This window comes from Streptomyces phaeofaciens (genome assembly GCF_014648915.1).
GTDB lineage: Bacteria > Actinomycetota > Actinomycetes > Streptomycetales > Streptomycetaceae > Streptomyces > Streptomyces phaeofaciens.
Map to the genome: position 1 here is coordinate 138,872 of NZ_BMSA01000014.1, position 18,194 is coordinate 157,065.

The window sequence follows — 18,194 nt, forward strand, 5'->3', positions numbered from 1 at the left end:
GCATGGCAGTGGGGCCAGAAACAATCAAGCATGCTTGCATGAATTTCCGGGCGGAGGGTTGGGCGGTGGAGGCTTGGCCTGCGGAGGCTCGGTCCGGGGCTCGGGCCAGGCAGGGGCTTCCCCGGGGTGGCCCGCACCCACGCGGACCCTCAGACCTCCGGAAGCGTCGCCTTCGCTCGCCCGATCTGGGTCCGGACCGCGCCCATGCTCGCCGCGACGACCAGGGCGATCGCGGCGGCCTGGGTCAGGGACATGGCCTGGCCGAGGATGAGGAAGCCGGCCGTCGCGGCGATGGCGGGCTCCAGGCTCATCATGACGGCGAAGGTGGAGGCGGGGAGGCGGCGCAGGGCCAGGAGTTCCAGGGTGTACGGCAGGACGGACGACAGCAGGGCCACCGCCGCGCCCAGCCCCAGCGTCACCGGGTCGAGGAGCTTCGCGCCCGACTCGGCGACGCCCAGCGGCAGGAAGAGCAGCGCGCCCACCGCCATCGCCAGCGCGAGCCCGTCGGCCTGCGGGAACCGTCGGCCGGTGCGGGCGCTGAACACGATGTACGCCGCCCACATCGCCCCCGCGCCCAGCGCGAACGCGACCCCCAGCGGATCGAGGTCCCCGAAGCCTCCGCCGCCGAGCAGGAACACTCCGGCGAGGGCCAGCCCGGCCCAGACCAGGTTCACCGCGCGGCGCGAGGCGATCACCGACAGCGCGAGCGGGCCCAGCACCTCCAGGGTGACCGCCGGGCCCAGCGGGATGCGGTCGACGGCCTGGTAGAAGAGGCCGTTCATCGCGGCCATGGTGACGCCGAAGACGACCACCGTGCCCCAGTCCGTACGGGAGTGACCGCGCAGCCGGGGACGGCAGACGACCAGCAGCACCACCGCCGCGACCAGCAGCCGCAGCGCCACCACCCCCAGCGCGCCCGCGCGCGGCATCAGTGTCACGGCCAGCGCGCCGCCGAACTGCACCGAGATGCCCCCGGCGAGCACCAGGCCGACGGGGCCGAGCGAACCGGGGGACCCGAAGCGGCGCGGTGCGCCGGCCGGGGCGACAGCGGCGGACGAGAGCTGCGGCGTGGAGGTGTCGGCGGTGGTCACGGGCGGTCCTGGGGCTCGGTGCGGGTTCGTACATCGCCGTCGTACATCACGATGCACTGTCAAGTCCAGGGTAGTGGACTACGTCAGGAGTGTGAACCCTTCATGCCGCTGTCTCAGGCGGTGAGACATCAGCAGCCCGGCGCCCAGTGCCCCTCGTCCCGGAACAGCGGCCGCCCGTCGGCGAACACGGTCGGGACCGCCCGGTAGGGGTCGTACGGGTCGTAGGGGTCGTAGGGGTCCTCGGAGCCGTACTGGTGGCCGTTGGAGGCGTGGGGGTCGTAGGGGTTGTACGGGTCGTGCGGCGGCTGGTTCCAGGCCGGTGCGGGGGTCTGGGCCTGGTACCCGTACGGGTGCCACTCGCCGTGCGCCGCGCCGTCGCCGTGCGCCACCGGTGCCGGCACCGGCACCGGTGCCGGCTGTTCCGCGAACAGCGGCAGGCGCAGTTCGCCGGTGTCCGTCACCGCGCTGTTCTGGGACCGGTGGAGGCGGGCGTAGGCGCCGCCGCGGGCGAGCAGTTCGTCGTGGCGGCCCGTCTCCACGATCCGGCCGCCGTCGACGACGAGGATGCGGTCGGCGTCGGGAGCGAGGTTGAGATCGTGGGTGATCATGATGGTGGTGCGGCCGGTCATCAGGCGGCGCAGCGGCTTCACCACCCGGCGGGCGGCCATCGCGTCCAGGCCGGTCGTCGGCTCGTCCAGGACCAGGACGGGCGCGTCGCGCAGGATCGCGCGGGCGATGGCGAGGCGCTGGAGCTGGCCGCCGGAGAGCCGGGCCGTGCCGGGGTCGATCCGGGTGTCGTAGCCGTCGGGCAGGCCCGTGACGAAGTCGTGCGCGTCGGCCGCCCGGGCCGCCGCCTCGATCGCCTGGTCGCTGGCGCCGGGCCGGCCGCAGGCGATGTTGGCGCGGACGGTGTCGTGCAGGACGAGCGTCTCCTGCGGCAGCAGCGTCACATAGGCGCGCAGCCGGGCGAGGGGGAAGTCGCGCAGCGGGACGCCGTCCAGGAGGATCTCGCCGGCGTCCGGGTCGTAGAAGCGCAGCAGCAGCTTCGACACGGTGGACTTGCCCGCGCCGCTCGGCCCGGTGATGATCACCAGCTCGCCGGGGGTGACGCCGAAGGAGAGCCCGCTCAGCGCCGTGCGGTCCGCGCCGGGGTAGGCGAAGGTGACGTCCCGGACCTCGACCGTGCCGTCCGGGCGGCCCGTCCCGGGGTCGTGCCGGGGGTCGGTGACCGACGGCCGGACGTCGAGGATCTCGATCAGCCGTTCCGCGCCCGCCGTCGCCGCGGTGATCGTCAGCCCGAGCTGGGCCAGGCCGCGCACCGGCGGGTAGAGGTAGCCGAGGAACGCGGCGAAGGCGAGCAGCTGGCCGAGCGTCATCCGGCCGGTGGAGATCTCCCAGGCGCCGATGCCGATCACCGCGAGGACGCAGACGGTCTCGATGACCTGCACGAGCTGTTCGTAGGCCTCGTTGAGGCGGGTGGCGCGAACGGAGGCGCGGAACCAGGCGGTCGCCTCCTCGTGCAGCCGCCGGCGTTCGGCGTCGCGGCGGTCGTAGGCCTGGGTGAGGACGATGTTGCCGAGGGACTCCTCGACGACCGAGGTGATCGCGCCGTCGGCGGCCCGGCCCTCCCGCGACACGTCCTTGATGGAACCGGAGAAACGGCGGGCGGCCAGCCAGAAGAGGGGCGCGAGGACGAAGGTGGCGGCGGCCAGGTCCCAGCGCAGCCAGAACGCGGCGGCCGCGTAGAAGAGCGCGGAGAAGACGGCGGAGGCGGCGCCGACCAGGCCCGACACCACCATGGTCTCGATCGCGTCGACGTCACTGGTCAGCCGGGACAGCAGGTCGCCCTGGCGGTGGCGTTGGAAGAAGTGCGGCGGCAACTGCTGCACATGGTCGAAGACATGCTCACGCAGCCGCATCACGAAGCGTTCGGTGGCCCAGGCGGCCAGGGAGTTGCCGGCGTAGGCGACGAGCCCGCCGGCCACGGCCACGCCCAGCCACTTCAGGGCGGGCGACCAGAACGCGCTCAGCGAACCCTGCCGCAGGGCGTGATCGGTGAGTTCGGCGAAGAGCAGGATGGCCTCGGTCTCGGCGAGCGCGGCGAGGACCGTGCATCCCCAGACCGCCATCAGCCATTTCCGAAGCCCTCTGGTCAGCGGCCAGAAACGCCTGAATGCCATTCGGGCCGGAATGGTCGGGGTGTCGTATTCGGAATCTTCGTATTCGAGTTCCTCATTCATTTACGGCACCCCTTCTTTACAGCACCAAAGGGGCCGACGGTGCACCATCGGCCCCTTTATTCGGTCGTCGGCTCAGCTGTCCTGACCGGGCACCGGAAGCGGCTTCGGCTGGTGCTTCTTCTTCGGCTTCGGCGCGGGCGGCGGCGGGAGCTGCTTCGACTTGGGCTTGGGGGGCAGCGGGGCAAGCTTCTTGAAGCTCATTCCAACTCCTTGGGATTGCGCTGTACAAGTGGTGCGAGGAATTCCCGACGCCGAGAAACTTACACGCTTCTCATCTGACGCAGCGCAAGAAAAGGCAAAGCCGCACTGTGAATACCCTGGGAAAAGCTATCGGCGCGCCATGTACAGCTCGAACGCCTTGTGCAGCGGCCTGTTGAGTGGAAAGTCCCACTCGCCCAGGTATTCCACGGCCTCCCCGCCGGTGCCCACCTTGAAGCGGAGCAGACCGAGCAGGTGGTTGGCGTCCTCCAGGGTGTCGGTGATGCCGCGCAGGTCGTAGACGGCGGCGCCGAGTTCATGGGCGTCGCACATCATGCGCCACTGCATCGCGTTGTTGGGCTGGACCTCGCGCCGGCGGGCGGTGGAGGCGCCGTAGGAGTACCAGACGTGCTCGCCGACCGTCAGCATGGTGGCCGCCGCGAGGACGTCGCCGTCGTGGTGGGCGAGGTAGAGCCGCATACGGTCGGGGTGTTCGGCGTTCAGCGCGGTCCACATGCGCTCGAAGTAGGACAGCGGGCGGGGGATGAACCGGTCCCGTGCGGCGGTCTCGGTGTAGAGCGTGTAGAAGGCCGGCAGGTCCTCCGGGCCGCCGCGGACGACCTTCACGCCCGCCTTCTCCGCCTTCTTGATGTTGCGCCGCCACTGCTGGTTGAGGCCGCCGTGGATCTCCTCCAACGACCGTCCGGCGAACGGGACCTGGAAGACGTACCGGGGCTGTCCCGCGGCGAAGCCGTCCTCGCCGCCCGGCTCGCTCTGCCGCCAGCCGGCCCGGCGCAGCCGGTCGGCGACCTCGGCGGCGCCCGGTGCGTACGAGGTCGGCTCGGCGTCGCGCAGCCGGTGGGCGTCCGGGTCGGCGACGGCCGCCTTGACGGCGTCGGCGCTCCAGCGGCGGACGACGACGGGCGGGCCCATCTTCACCGAGAACGCGCCCCGCGCCCGGAGATGGGCGAGCATCGGCTTCAGCCAGCGCTCCACCAGGTCGGGCGCGGACCAGTCGACGAGCGGGCCCTCGGGCAGATAGGCCAGGTACCTTCTCAGCTTCGGCAGCGGCCGCAGCAGCACCAGACCCGCCCCGGCGAGCACGCCCCGCTCGTCGAACCAGCCCACGCTCTCCGCCCGCCAGTCCGGCTTCACCTCACCCCAGGCGGGGGTCTGCATATGGCTGGCGGAGGGACGGGCCGCGACGAACGCCAGGTGCTCGTCACGGGTGAGGGACTGGACACGCAGGCTCATGCGCCGGGCTCCTTCGGCTGGCGGGTGCGGCGGAACCAGCCCAGGAAATCAGCTCCGCCCGCCCCGGCAGCCGAACACCGCCGACGCCTGCGTGTCCTCACTCCCTCATGGCCTCCCCCTCCAGTGCCGCCGCGAGCACTTCTGCCAGGTGTCGTCCCCGCACCCCCGCCAGCTGTTCCAGCTGTGTCCGGCAGGAGAAGCCGTCCGCCAGCACCACCGCGCCCGGCGGCGCGTCCCGTACGGCCGGCAGCAGCCGTTCCTCCGCGCAGGCCGCCGACACCTCGAAGTGGCCCTTCGCGAAGCCGAAGTCCCCCGCGAGGCCGCAGCAGCCTCCGCTCAGCTCCCCGGTGAGCCCGGCGGCCGTACGCAGCCGGCGGTCGGCCGTGTCGCCGAGGACCGCGTGCTGGTGGCAGTGGGTCTGGCCGACCGCCGGACGGTCCACGCGCGGCGGCCGCCAGCCGGGCGCGTGCCGCTCCAGCGCCTCCGCGAACGTCAGCACCCGGGCGGCGAGGCGCGCGGCCCGCGGATCGTCGTGCAGCAGCTCGGGGAGATCGGTGCGCAGGGCGGCGGCGCAGCTCGGCTCCAGGACGACGACCGGCGCGGCCGTCTCCAGCACCGGCTCCATCAGGTCCAGCGTGCGCCGCAGCACCGCGCGCGCCCGGTCGAGCTGGCCGGTGGAGACATAGGTCAGCCCGCAGCAGACCCGGACCCGGCGGGCGGCCGCCAGCGCGGCCGGGGACCTCGAACGGCCGTCGCCGACCGGGCGCCCGCGCATCCGCAGGACCGGCGGCAGCGCCACCCGCAGCCCGGCCGCCTCCAGGACCCGGACGGCGGCCCGGCCGACGGCGGGCGAGAGATGCTCGGTGAAGGTGTCGGGCCACAGCACGACCAGCTCACCGGCGGGCGCGTCCGAGGACCCTCGCCGCCGCCACCAGCGGCTGAACGTCTCCCCCGCCAGCCGGGGGATCGCCCGCTCCGGCGCGATCCCGGCCACCGCCCGCGCCACCCGCGCGAACGGCCTTACGGCGGCGAGCGCGTTGAGGAGCGGCACCGCGCGGGTACGGGACGCCCAGCGCAGCCACACCGGCAGCCACCCCATGCTGTAGTGCGCGGCCGGCCGCCGGCGCCCGGCGTAGTGGTGGTGCAGGAACTCCGCCTTGTAGGTGGCCATGTCGACCTCCACCGGGCAGTCGGACCGGCAGCCCTTGCAGGACAGGCACAGGTCCAGCGCGTCCCGTACCTCCGTCGACCGCCAGCCGTCGGTGACCAGCTCCCCGGCGAGCATCTCGTGCAGCAGCCGGGCCCGCCCGCGCGTGGAGTGCTCCTCCCGGCCCGTGACACGGAACGACGGGCACATCACCGCCGGGCCGGACACTGTCGTCGTACGGCACTTGGCGACGCCGACGCAGCGGCGGACCGCGGCGGAGAAGTCCCCGCCGTCGGACGGGTAGCCGAAGGCCACGTCCACCGGTTCGCGCGGCAGGACGGCGAAGCGGAGGTTCGCGTCGAGGGGCGCGGGGCGGACCAGCATGCCGGGGTTCAGGAGGTCGTCGGGGTCCCAGAGGGCCTTGGCGCGCTCGAAGAGCGTCACCATCCCGGCGCCGTACATCCGCGGCAGCAGTTCGGCGCGGGCCTGCCCGTCGCCGTGCTCCCCGGACAGCGAGCCGCCGTGCGCCACCACCAGGTCGGCGACTTCCTCGGAGAAGCCGCGGAACCTGCCGACGCCCGCCGGGGTCAGCAGGTCGAAATCGATCCGGACGTGGATACAGCCGTCCCCGAAGTGCCCGTACGGCGTCCCGCGCAGCCCGTGCCGGCGGAGCAGCCCCCGGAAGTCGCGAAGATAGGCGCCGAGTCGGGCCGGCGGGACCGCGCAGTCCTCCCAGCCGGGCCAGGCCTCGAAGCCGTCCGCCCGGGTCGCCGTACCGCTCGCGTCCTCCCGGATCCGCCACAGGGCGCGCTGCCCGGCCTCCTCGGTCACCACCAGGGAGTCGACGACGTCCGCCGCCCGCACGATCGCCTGCGCACGCGCGCGTGCCTCGGCCGGCGACTCCCCGCCGGTCTCCACGAACAGCCAGGCCCCGCCCCTCGGCAGCCCCGCCGTGGACGGCACCAGGTCGGCCGCCATGCCCTCCACCGTCAGCGGGCCGAGCGGCAGCAGCCCGGCGGCCGCCTCCGCCGCGGCGGACTCGTCGGCGTACCCCAGTACCGCGAGGGCACGTGCGCGTGGCGCCTCGACGAGGCCGACGACCGCCTCCGTGAGCACGCCCAGCGTGCCCTCCGAGCCGCAGAAGGAACGGGCGACGTCGGCGCCCCGCTCGGGCAGCAGCGCGTCCAGCGCGTACCCGGAGATCCGGCGGGGCAGCTCGGGGAAACCGGTCCGCAGCCGCGCCAGGTCCCCCTCCACCAGCGCCCGCAGCCCGTCCGGCGCCCCCGCCCACCCCTGCCCGAGCCGCAGCCGCTCACCGCGCGCGGTGACGACGTCCAGCACGCGCACGCTGTCGGCGGTCGTCCCCCACGCCACCGAGTGGGAGCCGCACGAGTTGTTGCCGATCATCCCGCCGAGCGTGCAGCGGCTGTGCGTGGACGGGTCGGGGCCGAAGCGCAGCTCGTGCGGGGCGGCGGCCTCCTGGAGCCGGTCGAGGACGAGCCCCGGCTGCACGACCGCCGTACGCGCCCCGGGGTCCAGCGCGACCAGCCGGTTCATGTGGCGGGTGAAGTCCAGCACCACGCCCACCCCGGTCGCCTGCCCCGCGATCGAGGTGCCCCCGCCGCGCGCGACGACCGGTACCGCGTGCTCCCGGCACACCTCCAGGACCGCCGCCACGTCGTCGGCGTCCCGGGGCGCGACGACGCCCAGGGGGACCCGGCGGTAGTTGGACGCGTCCATGGTGACGAGCGCCCGGGAGGTGACGTCGAAGCCGACCTCACCCCGGACGGCCCTGCGCAGATCGGCCTCGAGATCCGTCATGGTTCCAGCATGCACCCCGTCACCGACAGTGACGATCGCCCGGGTCGTCTCGTAGATCCCCACAGGTCCAAAGGCCGGAGATCTCGTCTCATCGAACGGACACGTTTCCGCACCGTTTCCCCGAAGGGATACCCTCCGCCTCGTGGCTGAGATCCAGATTCCCGCTGACATCAAGCCCGCCGACGGACGTTTCGGCGCGGGCCCCTCCAAGGTGCGGACGGAAGCGCTGGACGCGCTGGCCGCGACCGGCACATCTCTTCTGGGCACGTCCCACCGCCAGGCCCCGGTCAAGAACCTGGTCGGCCAGGTGCGTGAGGGCATCTCCGAGCTGTTCTCCCTCCCCGAGGGCTACGAGGTCGTCCTCGGCAACGGCGGCTCCACCGCGTTCTGGGACGTCGCGACGCACGGCCTGATCGAGAACAAGTCGCAGCACCTCACGTTCGGCGAGTTCAGCTCGAAGTTCGCGAAGGCCGCCAAGCTCGCCCCCTGGCTGGCCGAGCCCACCGTCATCTCCTCCGACCCGGGCACCCACCCCGAGGCGGCGGCCGAGGCGGGCGTCGACGTCTACGCCTTCACCCACAACGAGACCTCGACCGGTGTCGCCGCCCCGCTGAAGCGGGTCGCGGGCGCGGACGCCGGGTCCCTGGTCCTGGTGGACGCCACCTCCGGCGCGGGCGGCCTCCCGGTCGACATCGCCGAGACGGACGTCTACTACTTCGCCCCGCAGAAGTCCTTCGCCTCCGACGGCGGCCTGTGGATCGGCGTGTTCTCCCCGGCCGCGATCGAGCGCGCCGAGCGGATCCACGCGTCCGGCCGCCACATCCCGGAGTTCTTCTCGCTCCCGACGGCGATCGACAACTCCCGCAAGAACCAGACGTACAACACCCCGGCGCTGGCCACGCTCTTCCTGCTCAACGAGCAGCTGAAGTGGATCAACGGCCAGGGCGGCCTGTCCTTCTCCGCCGGCCGCACGAAGGACTCCTCCACCCGCCTGTACACCTGGGCCGAGGAGTCGAAGCACGCCACCCCGTTCGTCACGGACCCGGCCAAGCGCTCCCAGGTCATCGGCACGATCGACTTCGCGGACGAGATCGACGCCGCCGCGATCGCCAAGGTCCTGCGCGCCAACGGCATCGTCGACACCGAGCCCTACCGCAAGCTCGGCCGCAACCAGCTGCGCGTCGCGATGTTCCCGGCGATCGACCCGGCGGACGTCGAGGCGCTGACGAAGTGCATCGACTACGTGATCGAGAAGCTGTAACGGCTTCCGCCGCACAGGTGAAGGGCGCCCGGTGAACACCGGGCGCCCTTCACGCGTTCCTGCTGCTCGTCGCTTGTCAGCCGCGGAAACCGACCAGCCCGTGCAGGGTGTCGGCGGAGGCCGTGCCGGACTGCCGGCCCGCCGTCAGGGCGGACTGCGCGGTGGCCGCCGGCTTGGGGTCGGCGGTCTTCTTGCAGACGGCGTCGGCCACGCCGCTGCCGTGCGGGACCGTGCCGTCGGTGAGGTACTTGGCCAGGTACTTGTCCAGGCAGGCGTTACCGCTCAGCGTGATGCCGTGGTTGCCGCCGCCCTGCTCGACCACCAGGCTGGAGTGCTTCAGCAGACGGTTGACGGTGACGCCGCCCTGGTACGGGGTGGCCGCGTCGTCGGTCGCCTGGAACAGCAGCACCGGCGGGAGCTTGCTGTTGGCGACGTTCACCGGCTTCAGCGTCTTGGTGGGCCAGTACGCGCACGGCGCGTTGTACCAGGCGTTGTTCCAGGCCATGAACGGGGCCTTGCCGTACACCGCCCAGTTGTCCTTGCGCCACTGGTTCCAGTCGCGCGGCCAGGAGACGTCACGGCACTGCACGGCGGTGTAGACGCTGTAGCCGTTGTCGCCGGAGGCGTCGACGGCCGCGAAGTTCTCGTACGCCTCGACCAGCGGGGCGGACTTCTTGTCGTTCACGTACGCCGCGAACGCCGAGGCGAGGGAGGGCCAGTAGCCGTTGTAGTACCCGCCGGGGATGAAGGTGTCCTCCAGCTCGGAGGCGCCCACCTTGCCGCCGGCCGGCTTCTTGGCGAGTTCCGCCCGCATCGCGTACCACTTGGCCTCGATCGCGGCCGGGTCGGTGCCGAGCTTGTAGGTGCTGTCGTACTTGGCGATCCATGCCATCAGCGCCTTGTGCCGGGCGTCGAAGGCGTAGTCCTGGGTGATGTTGGCGTCGTACCAGACCCCGTCGGGGTCGACGATCGAGTCCAGCACCAGGCGGCGCACCCGGGTCGGGAAGAGCTTGGCGTAGACCTGGCCCAGGTAGGTGCCGTACGAGTAGCCGAAGTAGTTGATCTTCTTGGCGCCGAGCGCCTTGCGGATCTGGTCCATGTCCTTCACGGCGTTGACCGTGTTGATGTACGGAAGGACGTCGGCGTACTTCGTACCGCAGGCCTTGGCGAAGGACTTGGCGCGCGCGAGGTTCGCCTTCTCGATCGCGGAGGTGCTCGGCACGGAGTCCGGGCGGACCGGGTTGAAGTGGCCCGGCTTGCAGTCCAGGGCGGGCTTGCTCTTGCCCACGCCGCGCGGGTCGAAGCCGATGACGTCGTACTGGGACGCGACCGCCTTGGGCAGCGAGGACGCGACGAACCCGGCGAGGCTCAGACCGCTGCCGCCGGGGCCACCGGGGTTGACCAGCAGCGGCCCCTGGTACTTCCGCGCGGTGTGCGGGACGCGCGACAGGGCCAGGGTTATCTTCCGGCCCTGCGGCTTGGCGTAGTCGAGCGGCACCTTCACCGACGCGCACTGGAGCGTCGGGTACTCGTCCGTGGCGCACTTCTTCCAGGTGACCTTCGCCGCCTGGGCTGCCTGCGCGGACTGCGGCGTGGCGGCCCCGGCCGGGACGGCCGTGAGCGATCCGGCCAGCACGACGGTCGCGCCGCACAGCACGACTGTGCTTCTTCTCATGAAGTTCCTTCACAGCATGGGGGGTTCGACAGGACCGGAAAGTTCACGGTCCCGGCGGGATCCTCCCCAAGAAGTACGGCCTCATGAAGGTCTTCCACAGAAGATTTGGAACTCATTTGATCCAAAGGCGCCTCACAGGCCCGGGAAAGCCACCGAACCGCCGGCGGGCGCCCGGTGACCACCACCGGGCGCCCTCACCTCTCACGCCGCCGCGCACGTCACCGTCGGCACACCCCCGCCCCCCGGCGCGCCCCCGAACCCGAAGCTCGCCGAACCGCCCGCCGCGATCGCCCCGTTGTGGGAGGCGTTCGTCGCCGTCACCGTCCCCCCGGCCTGGGTGTACGACGCGTTCCACATGCTCGTCACCTGCTGCGAGCCGCTCCAGGTCCAGGTGACCTTCCAGGACGAGATCGCCGTCGTGCCGGTGTTGGTGACCTTCACCTCGGCGTTGAAGCCGCCGCCCCAGTCGCTGCTGACGGTGTAGGCGGCGGAGCAGGTCGCGGAGGAACCGCCGCCGCCCCCTCCGCCACCGCCTCCGGTGCCCGGGAAGCCCGGCGCCTTGACGCTCGTCAGGTACCCGTCCTTCACCGTGTCCACGGTCTGCCAGTCGTCCTTCAGGATCCCGCCCGTGTCACCGGAGTTGGGGTTCCAGGACCAGAAGGTCCAGTGGAAGGAGTCGGCGCCGTACGTCGAGGTCGGGCGGAGGTAGCTCACCAGGGCCGCCAGCCACTTCTGGTCGACGGTCGACGCGAGCGTCGTACCGAACTCGCCCACCCACACGGGCGCGATGTTCTGCTTGAAGATGTAGCCCCAGTACTTGTCCCAGATCCCCGGCATGTTGGCGGGGAAGGACGGGTCGCTGAACCAGCTCTGCTGGGCGACGCTGGTGGCGTAGTCGTGGGCCGAGTAGACGACGCGGTTCGCCACGTTCAGCTGCACCGGGTACTGCGCGACCCCCATCAGGTTGCCGCCCCACCAGCCGGAGACGCCGTTGAAGGTCTGCACGCCCTCGACGAAGATCAGCAGGTTCGGGTTGACGGACAGGACGGCGTTCCCGGCGCGCTGGGCGGCCAGCCGCCAGTCGGTCGCGGTGTCGCCGCAGCCCCAGCAGGCGGGGTCGTGCGGCTCGTTGTGCAGGTCGATGCCGACGACGGTGTCCTGGCCCTGGTAACGGGCCGCCAGCGCCTTGAGGTTGGCGATCCACGTCGACTCGGGGACGGCCGAGGTGTACCAGAGCGCGGACTGGCCGCCCGCGTCCGGACGGTGCCGGTCGAGGATGACCTTCAGGCCGTCCTGACCGGCGTACGAGACGATCTTGTCCAGTACGCCCAGCGAGCTCAGCCCTTGCAGGTCGGCGTTCTTGCCGCCGCTGAAGTCGATGCTGTTGGGGACGGTCGAGCTCTTGAAGATGTCGTCGCTGTACGGGATGCGGATCGTGTTGTAGCCCAGCGACTTCATCTGGTCGATCATGCTCTTGTAGTCACGGGACCAGAGGCCGTGGACGACGTAGTTGCCGGTCTCGAAGCCGAACCAGTTGATCCCGGCGACGCGGACCGGCTGCCCGGCGGCGTCGAGGATCTGACGGCCGCTGGTGTGCCAGTAGCCGGCGCCGGCCTCGGCCGCGTGGGCGGTCTGCGCGCCTGCCGCCAGGGGGAGCAGGAGGGCCGCGACGGCGGCGCACAGCGCTCTGCGGAGGTTGCGGAACATGGCGTTGCTTCCTCTCGGGGGGCGGCGCGGGTCCGGAACATGGGAGCGCTCCCATACGCCGCGCACCCCCCAGGAAACTGACACACCATGGCCACGTCAAGAAGCGCGGAGCGGCGGCAGCGGCGGCACCCGTCGGAAGGGCGCCCCCGCTGCCGGACGACGGGTCAGGAGGGATTGTCGGGATTCTCGATGAGGTTGATCGTCGCGAAGATGTCGTTGATCTCCCCGTCCGAGGTGACCAGTGCGCCGACGCTCACGAAGTCGATCGGGTGCGGCGGGACGATCGGGTTGGGCGGGAAGAAGGGGCTGATCTGGAGGAAGGTCGGGCGGACGACCAGCGGCGTGACCGGGTCCGGCGGCCAGGAGACCACGTCGACATCGGCGCCGACGAAGAGATACCTGGCACCGGTGGTGGCGCCGACGCCCGTGGTGCGGCCCAGGGAGCTGATGATCCGTGCCGTGCCGCCACCGCCCGGGTTCGCCCTGGTGACGACGGTGACATCGATCGTGCCGGTGATGGCGATCTGCTCCGAGGCGCCCGTGATCTGACCGTTCAGCGGCAGCCGGGCGGAGCGCCAGTGCACGAACGCGGCGGCCTGGGCCGGCTGGGCGGTGGCGAGGGCCACCGGGAAGGTCAGTGCCAGGGTGGCGAGGAGCAGGGTGAGCTTGCGGGCGGCGCGTATGGCATGACCGCGCATCGGGTCTCCCATCGGTGAGGAGCGGGACCGCGTGTCCGAGCCGCCCCCGTCCCGCGAGACAACGTCAGCCTGCCGGGCGGGCGGGCCGCTGTCGCGCGGGGCGGGGCGGACGGGTGACGGCCCGTCCGCCCCGCCTGACCTCACCGGCCGAGCACGTGGAACCTCCACACCGCCGGTGCCACTGAGAGGTGCGGCGGAAGAGGCCGAACAGGGCTCAGCCCCGGCGCCGCAGCCGCCGCACGCCGAACAGGGCGGCGAGGACGGCGGCGGCGGCCAGGGCGCCCAGCTTGACGTTGCCGCCCGCCGAGGAGCCGCTGTCGCCGCTCGCGGAGTCGCCCGAACCACCGCCTCCCGAGGGCGACTTGGCGGCGTCGGACGCCCCGGGCGCGTCCTCCGCCACCACCGAGCTGCCGGACCCCTCACTGCCGTACATGAGCTTGCTGCCGTCCGCGGAGTAGCTGACGGACTCCCCCTGCCGCTGGAGGGGCACGTCGAGCCGGCCCTCGCGTGTGACGGCGCCGTCGTTCCAGTCGTAGGAGATGCCGCCGAAGTAGCCGCGGACGGCGAGCCGGGTGCCGTCCGGGGAGAAGGCGGCGTCGGTGGCCCACAGCTCGATGGGGGCGACCGGCTTGAAGATGTTCGAGCCGGAGGCGGAGAGGGTGGCCGGCCCCTCGTAGAGGTGCCCGCCGTCCTCGTTCTTGTCGATGATGTAGACCCGCCCGGTCTTGGGATGCACGAGCAGCGATTCGGCGTCCCGGGCCCCGTCGGAGTACTTGACGATGTACTGCGTGGCGCGGACCGTCGCGTCGGCGAGCGTCTTGGGCTCGGGCAGCCGGTAGATCCACACGTACGGCCAGGTGCCGCCGAGGTTGTCGCCGATGTCGCCGACGTAGATCTGGTTGTCGGGGCCGATGGAGACGGCCTCGACGTCACGCGGGGTGCCGATGCCGGTGAGGGTGAGCCGGGCGACGGTCTTGCCGGTCGCGCTGTCGACGGCGTAGAGGTACGGCCCGTCGTCGCTGTCGTTGTGGGTCCAGTAGATGCCGGGGTGCTGACGGGAGGCGGCGAGACCGCTGGACTCGGTGATGCGCGGGTCCTCGATGGTGAACCCCTTGTCGCCGTCACCGTCGTCGGCGGCGGCGGACGCGGGCACGGCGAACGCACTCACGAGGAGGGCTCCGGCGAGGAGGGCTCCGGCACGGCCGGCGAAGGGTCGTCGCATGCCCCAAGCCTGCCATCCCGCCCGCCCGTTCCGGCCGCGGCGAGCGGTCGTGGCCAGCCTCACACGCCCTGGGGCTGCTGTGGCCGTCCGGAGATCCTTCATCATGAGCGGATGCTTAGGTTCATGCCGGTGGGCGACTCGATGACGATCGGCAGCGCGGGCGAGCACACCTGGCGGTACCGCATGTGGCGCCACCTGTGCGCGACGCACGGCGGCCCGTTCACCCTGGTCGGCCCCCGCGAGACGCTCCACGACAAGGCGGCGGACGCCCCCACGTCGTACGCGTACGCCGAGCCCGCCTTCCCGCGCGCCCACCTGGCCGGCTGGGGCGAGGGCTGGCTGCACATGGCCCCCCTGATCGGCGAGGCGGTACGGGCGTCGCAGGCGGACGTGCTGCTGGTCTCCCTGGGCCTGATCGACCTGGGCTTCTACACGAACGCGGAGCAGACGGCGGAGAACGTACGGGCGTTCACGGCCGAGGCCCGCGCCGCGAACCCCCACGTCCGCATGGTCTGGCTCCCGGTGATCTGGAACGTCCGCGCCGCGGACGACGCCCCCTTCGGCGCCCAGGTCACCACCTTCAACGAACTCCTGGCGAAGACGGCGGCCGACCTCGACGACCCCACGTCCTCGATCCTCCTGGCCTCGGTCCCGGAGACCTGGGACATCCACACCGACACCTACGACGGCACCCACCCGAACGCCGTCGGCGAACACAAACTGGCGGAGGCGTTCGCGAAGGCCATGCACCAGGCGTGGGGGGTGGGCGGGGAGTACGAGGTCACCGCGTGACGGGGGCGCCGTGCGTATCGTTGTACTGCGCGGCGGCGCTCGTCCATGAGGCCGCCGGGGAGGAGCGCCACGATGACCGTCCTTGAAGACAGGATCGCGATGGCCGACGCGAACACGCAGCGCCTGGACGAGTGGTTCGAGCGGCTGGAGCGCATGCCCGTCCCCGAAGGATTCAGGGTCGAGATCGTCGGGGGCAGCGTTCACATGACACCTCAGAGGGCCACTCACTGGGAGATCATCTTCCAGATCGCCTGGGCCGTGCGCGAGAGGTTCGGGAAGAGCATCAAGGTCTTCTCCGACGTCCGCATCGACTTCCCCGGCCACGAGAACGGCTTCTGCCCCGACGTGGTCAAGCTCCGCGACTCCGCGGAGGCCGACGACGAGGGTCACTGGCGCCACGAGGACGTCGAGTTCGTCGCCGAGGTCATCTCCAAAGGCACGGCCGCCAACGACTACGGCCCGAAGAAGACCGCCTACGCCACCGCCGAGGTCCCCGTCTACCTCATCGCCGACCCCTACCAGGGCCGGTGCTACGTCCACACCGACCCCAAGGACGGCGACTACGCCACGATGACGAGGGTCGACTTCGGCACCGACATCGACCTCACCGGCACCGTCGTCGACCTCACCCTCACGACGGACTCCTTCCCCCGCGACTGACCGGTTCCCCTTGCCTGGAGCGCACTCCAGGTCGTTGGCTTGCCTTCCATGAAGTACACGCAGCTCGGACGTACCGGACTCAAGGTCAGCCGACTCGTCCTCGGCACCATGAACTTCGGCCCGCAGACCGACGAAGCCGACTCCCACACGATCATGGACTCGGCGCTGGCCGCGGGCATCAACTTCTTCGACACCGCGAACGTGTACGGCTGGGGTGAGAACAAGGGCCGTACCGAGGAGATCATCGGCAACTGGTTCGCGAAGGGCGGCGAGCGGCGCGACAAGGTCGTGCTCGCCACCAAGGTGTACGGCAACATGGCCGGCGACGGCCCGGCGTGGCCCAATCACGACAAGCTCTCCGCGCTGAACATCCGACGGGCCGTCGACGCCAGCCTCAAGCGGCTGAAGACCGACTACATCGACCTCTACCAGTTCCACCACATCGACCGCCTCACCTCGTTCGACGAGATCTGGCAGGCGATCGACGTCCTGGTCCGGCAGGGCAAGATCCTGTACGCCGGGTCCTCGAACTTCCCCGGCTACAAGATCGCCCAGGCCAACGAGACCGCGGCCCGGCGGGGCGGGACCATCGGGCTCGTCAGCGAGCAGTGCCTGTACAACCTGGCCGAGCGCCGGGCCGAGATGGAGGTGATCCCGGCCGCGCAGGACTACGGGCTCGGGGTCATCCCGTGGTCGCCGCTGCACGGCGGTCTGCTGGGCGGTGTCATCAGGAAGGAGATCGACGGCGGTCGCCGCGCCTCCGGCCGGGCCGCCGACACCCTGGCCGACCCCACGGCCCGCGCACAGATCCAGGCGTACGAGGACCTCCTCGACAAGCACGGGATCGAGCCCGGCGAGGCCGCCCTGGCCTGGCTGCTCACCCGGCCCGGCGTGACGGGCCCGATCGTCGGCCCGCGCACCGCCGAGCAGCTGGAGTCGGCGATCCGCGCCGTCGAGCTGGAGCTCAGCGAGGAACTGCTGACCGGTCTGGACGAGGTCTTCCCGGGACCGGGCCCGTCCCCGGAGGCGTTCGCCTGGTAGCCACGCGAAGGCCGTGAGGTCCTTCAGGGGCGCGGGGAACCGCGCGACCGGCCACGGACGGCCCACGGCCGACGAGCCGGCCGCGGTTCCCCGCCCTGCCTGCTACCTACCGACCGCCGCCGCCAGGGCCACCACGACGAACATCAGCACAAGCGCACCGGCCATGATCCGGTTCCTGGTCTTCGGGTCCACGGACCGAGCCTAACCGGCCCCGTCGAGCGCCCAGCGCCCGACCGGCTCATAGCGGGGCTGCTCCCCCGGCACACCGGACCTCGGCAGCCTGCTGCGCACCAGCACCAGCTCCCCCACGGTCCAGGTGCGGCTCGCGAAGGCGTCCAGGGCCTCGACGTACGGCCGTACGTCCACCGTGTCCCGGCTGCGGGCCAGCGTCAGATGGGCCTTGTAGCGGCGGTGCTCCCCCAGGTCCAGGCCCGCCTTGCGGGCCGCCGCCTCCGCCCGGTCGGCGAGCAGCCGCAGCGCCGGGACCTCCCCGGCGGCCCCGGCCCACAGGGCCCGCCCGTGCCCGAACTGCCCCCCGCCGCGCACGGCCAGCGCGAAGGGGGCGGTGCGGTGCGCGGCCCGCGCCAGCCGCGCCGACAGGTCGGGTACGACGTCCTCGTCGACCTCGCCGTAGAAGGCGAGGGTGAAGTGCCAATCAGCGGCTCCGCCGCGGGGCCAACCGGGCCGGCCGGTCCAGCGCAGCGCGTCCGCGCCGGGCAGCCTGCGCAACTCCGCCACCTCGGCGGCGAGTTCTCGGGCGACGTCGTCCGGGGGGAGCACGGCGGCGAAGAGTCTCATGTCCTCGATTTTCCCGGGTGGCGCCGCCGGGCGCCCGGCATCATGGGCGTCATGGAGATCACGATCAGAGACGGCGGCCCCGACGACGTCCCCGCGATACTCGGCATGCTCGACAGCAGTGTGGAGTGGCTGGTCTCACAGGGACGGACGGGTCAGTGGGGGTCGAAGCCGCTGTCGGAGAGTCCGAAGACGGTCGAGTCGGTGGTCCGGTACATGGAAGAGGGCGCGGTGTTCATCGCCGAGGCCGACGGGGTCGCGGCCGCCACGCTCACCCTGACCGACGCGCCCGGCGCCTACCTGTCCCATCTCCCGCCGCCCGGCGAGCCCGAGCGGTACATCCACTGGCTCGCCTCCGACCGGCGCTTCAAGGGGCACGGGGTGGGTGCCGCGCTGCTCGCGCACGCCGCAGAGGTGACCCGTGACGCCGGCGTCGCCCTCCTGCGGGTGGACTGCTACGCGGGCGCCGACGGCAGGCTCGTCGCCTACTACGAGGCACAGGGCTTCTCCCCGACGCAGTCGTACACCGTCGGGGAGAACCAGTGGCCCGGGCAGGTGCTGGCGCGGCGGGTCTAGGACCGCCTGGAACGGC

Annotated in this window: 15 protein-coding genes; 5 read left to right on the forward strand and 10 right to left on the reverse strand. The window is 71.8% G+C overall.

Annotation, left to right across the window (positions count from 1 at the left end; genetic code table 11):
* Positions 1 to 149 precede the first annotated feature (149 nt).
* The 5 genes from IE275_RS23605 to IE275_RS23620 all read right to left on the reverse strand — a co-directional run bounded on the left by IE275_RS23605 (position 150) and on the right by IE275_RS23620 (position 7,751).
* Positions 150 to 1,091, reverse strand: coding sequence for an EamA family transporter (locus IE275_RS23605; protein ID WP_189713368.1), 942 nt, complete (start codon positions 1,089 to 1,091; stop codon positions 150 to 152).
* A gap of 128 nt (positions 1,092 to 1,219) precedes the next feature.
* Complete coding sequence (locus tag IE275_RS23610; protein WP_189713369.1) at positions 1,220 to 3,331, reverse strand: ABC transporter ATP-binding protein; 2,112 nt, start codon at positions 3,329 to 3,331, stop codon at positions 1,220 to 1,222.
* Positions 3,332 to 3,403: 72 nt separating this feature from the next.
* Positions 3,404 to 3,532, reverse strand: a complete 129-nt coding sequence (locus IE275_RS46835) for a hypothetical protein (RefSeq protein ID WP_268255285.1) — start codon at positions 3,530 to 3,532, stop codon at positions 3,404 to 3,406.
* Positions 3,533 to 3,658: 126 nt separating this feature from the next.
* The gene (locus IE275_RS23615) at positions 3,659 to 4,783 is read right to left on the reverse strand and encodes a lipid II:glycine glycyltransferase FemX (protein WP_189713370.1); all 1,125 of its coding nucleotides are present in this window, start codon (positions 4,781 to 4,783) and stop codon (positions 3,659 to 3,661) included.
* Positions 4,784 to 4,880: 97 nt separating this feature from the next.
* The gene (locus tag IE275_RS23620) at positions 4,881 to 7,751 is read right to left on the reverse strand and encodes an FAD-binding and (Fe-S)-binding domain-containing protein (protein ID WP_189713371.1); all 2,871 of its coding nucleotides are present in this window, start codon (positions 7,749 to 7,751) and stop codon (positions 4,881 to 4,883) included.
* A gap of 142 nt (positions 7,752 to 7,893) precedes the next feature.
* On the opposite strand from IE275_RS23620, the gene serC reads away from it, so the two are divergent.
* A complete protein-coding gene (gene serC / locus IE275_RS23625; protein ID WP_189713372.1) occupies positions 7,894 to 9,012 on the forward strand; it encodes a phosphoserine transaminase in 1,119 nt (372 codons plus the stop codon).
* 76 nt (positions 9,013 to 9,088) lie between these two features.
* On the opposite strand, the gene IE275_RS23630 is transcribed toward serC, so the two are convergent.
* The 4 genes from IE275_RS23630 to IE275_RS23645 all read right to left on the reverse strand — a co-directional run bounded on the left by IE275_RS23630 (position 9,089) and on the right by IE275_RS23645 (position 14,314).
* On the reverse strand, positions 9,089 to 10,687 hold the full coding sequence (locus tag IE275_RS23630; protein WP_189713373.1) for an alpha/beta hydrolase: 1,599 nt from the start codon (positions 10,685 to 10,687) through the stop codon (positions 9,089 to 9,091).
* Between the two features lie 201 nt (positions 10,688 to 10,888).
* Positions 10,889 to 12,394: a cellulase family glycosylhydrolase gene (locus IE275_RS23635; RefSeq protein ID WP_189713374.1), complete on the reverse strand. Its 1,506-nt coding sequence runs from the start codon at positions 12,392 to 12,394 to the stop codon at positions 10,889 to 10,891.
* 164 nt (positions 12,395 to 12,558) lie between these two features.
* A complete protein-coding gene (locus IE275_RS23640; protein WP_189713375.1) occupies positions 12,559 to 13,092 on the reverse strand; it encodes a hypothetical protein in 534 nt (177 codons plus the stop codon).
* Positions 13,093 to 13,306: 214 nt separating this feature from the next.
* The gene (locus IE275_RS23645; RefSeq protein ID WP_189713376.1) at positions 13,307 to 14,314 is read right to left on the reverse strand and encodes a TolB-like translocation protein; all 1,008 of its coding nucleotides are present in this window, start codon (positions 14,312 to 14,314) and stop codon (positions 13,307 to 13,309) included.
* Between the two features lie 111 nt (positions 14,315 to 14,425).
* Here IE275_RS23645 and IE275_RS23650 point away from each other — a divergent pair, with 111 nt between their 5' ends.
* From IE275_RS23650 to IE275_RS23660, 3 genes are all read left to right on the forward strand, one after another.
* On the forward strand, positions 14,426 to 15,106 hold the full coding sequence (locus IE275_RS23650) for a GDSL-type esterase/lipase family protein (protein ID WP_189713377.1): 681 nt from the start codon (positions 14,426 to 14,428) through the stop codon (positions 15,104 to 15,106).
* A 72-nt stretch (positions 15,107 to 15,178) separates the two neighbouring features.
* Positions 15,179 to 15,766, forward strand: coding sequence for a Uma2 family endonuclease (locus IE275_RS23655; protein WP_189713378.1), 588 nt, complete (start codon positions 15,179 to 15,181; stop codon positions 15,764 to 15,766).
* Positions 15,767 to 15,814: 48 nt separating this feature from the next.
* Positions 15,815 to 16,807 carry an aldo/keto reductase gene (locus IE275_RS23660; protein WP_189713379.1) on the forward strand — a complete coding sequence of 331 codons (993 nt, stop codon included), beginning with the start codon at positions 15,815 to 15,817 and terminating at the stop codon, positions 16,805 to 16,807.
* Positions 16,808 to 17,008: 201 nt separating this feature from the next.
* Here IE275_RS23660 and thpR read toward each other — a convergent pair whose 3' ends face one another.
* Positions 17,009 to 17,605 carry an RNA 2',3'-cyclic phosphodiesterase gene (gene thpR / locus IE275_RS23665; protein ID WP_189713380.1) on the reverse strand — a complete coding sequence of 199 codons (597 nt, stop codon included), beginning with the start codon at positions 17,603 to 17,605 and terminating at the stop codon, positions 17,009 to 17,011.
* Positions 17,606 to 17,656: 51 nt separating this feature from the next.
* On the opposite strand from thpR, the gene IE275_RS23670 reads away from it, so the two are divergent.
* Positions 17,657 to 18,178, forward strand: coding sequence for a GNAT family N-acetyltransferase (locus IE275_RS23670; protein ID WP_189713381.1), 522 nt, complete (start codon positions 17,657 to 17,659; stop codon positions 18,176 to 18,178).
* The last annotated feature ends 16 nt before the right edge of the window (positions 18,179 to 18,194 follow it).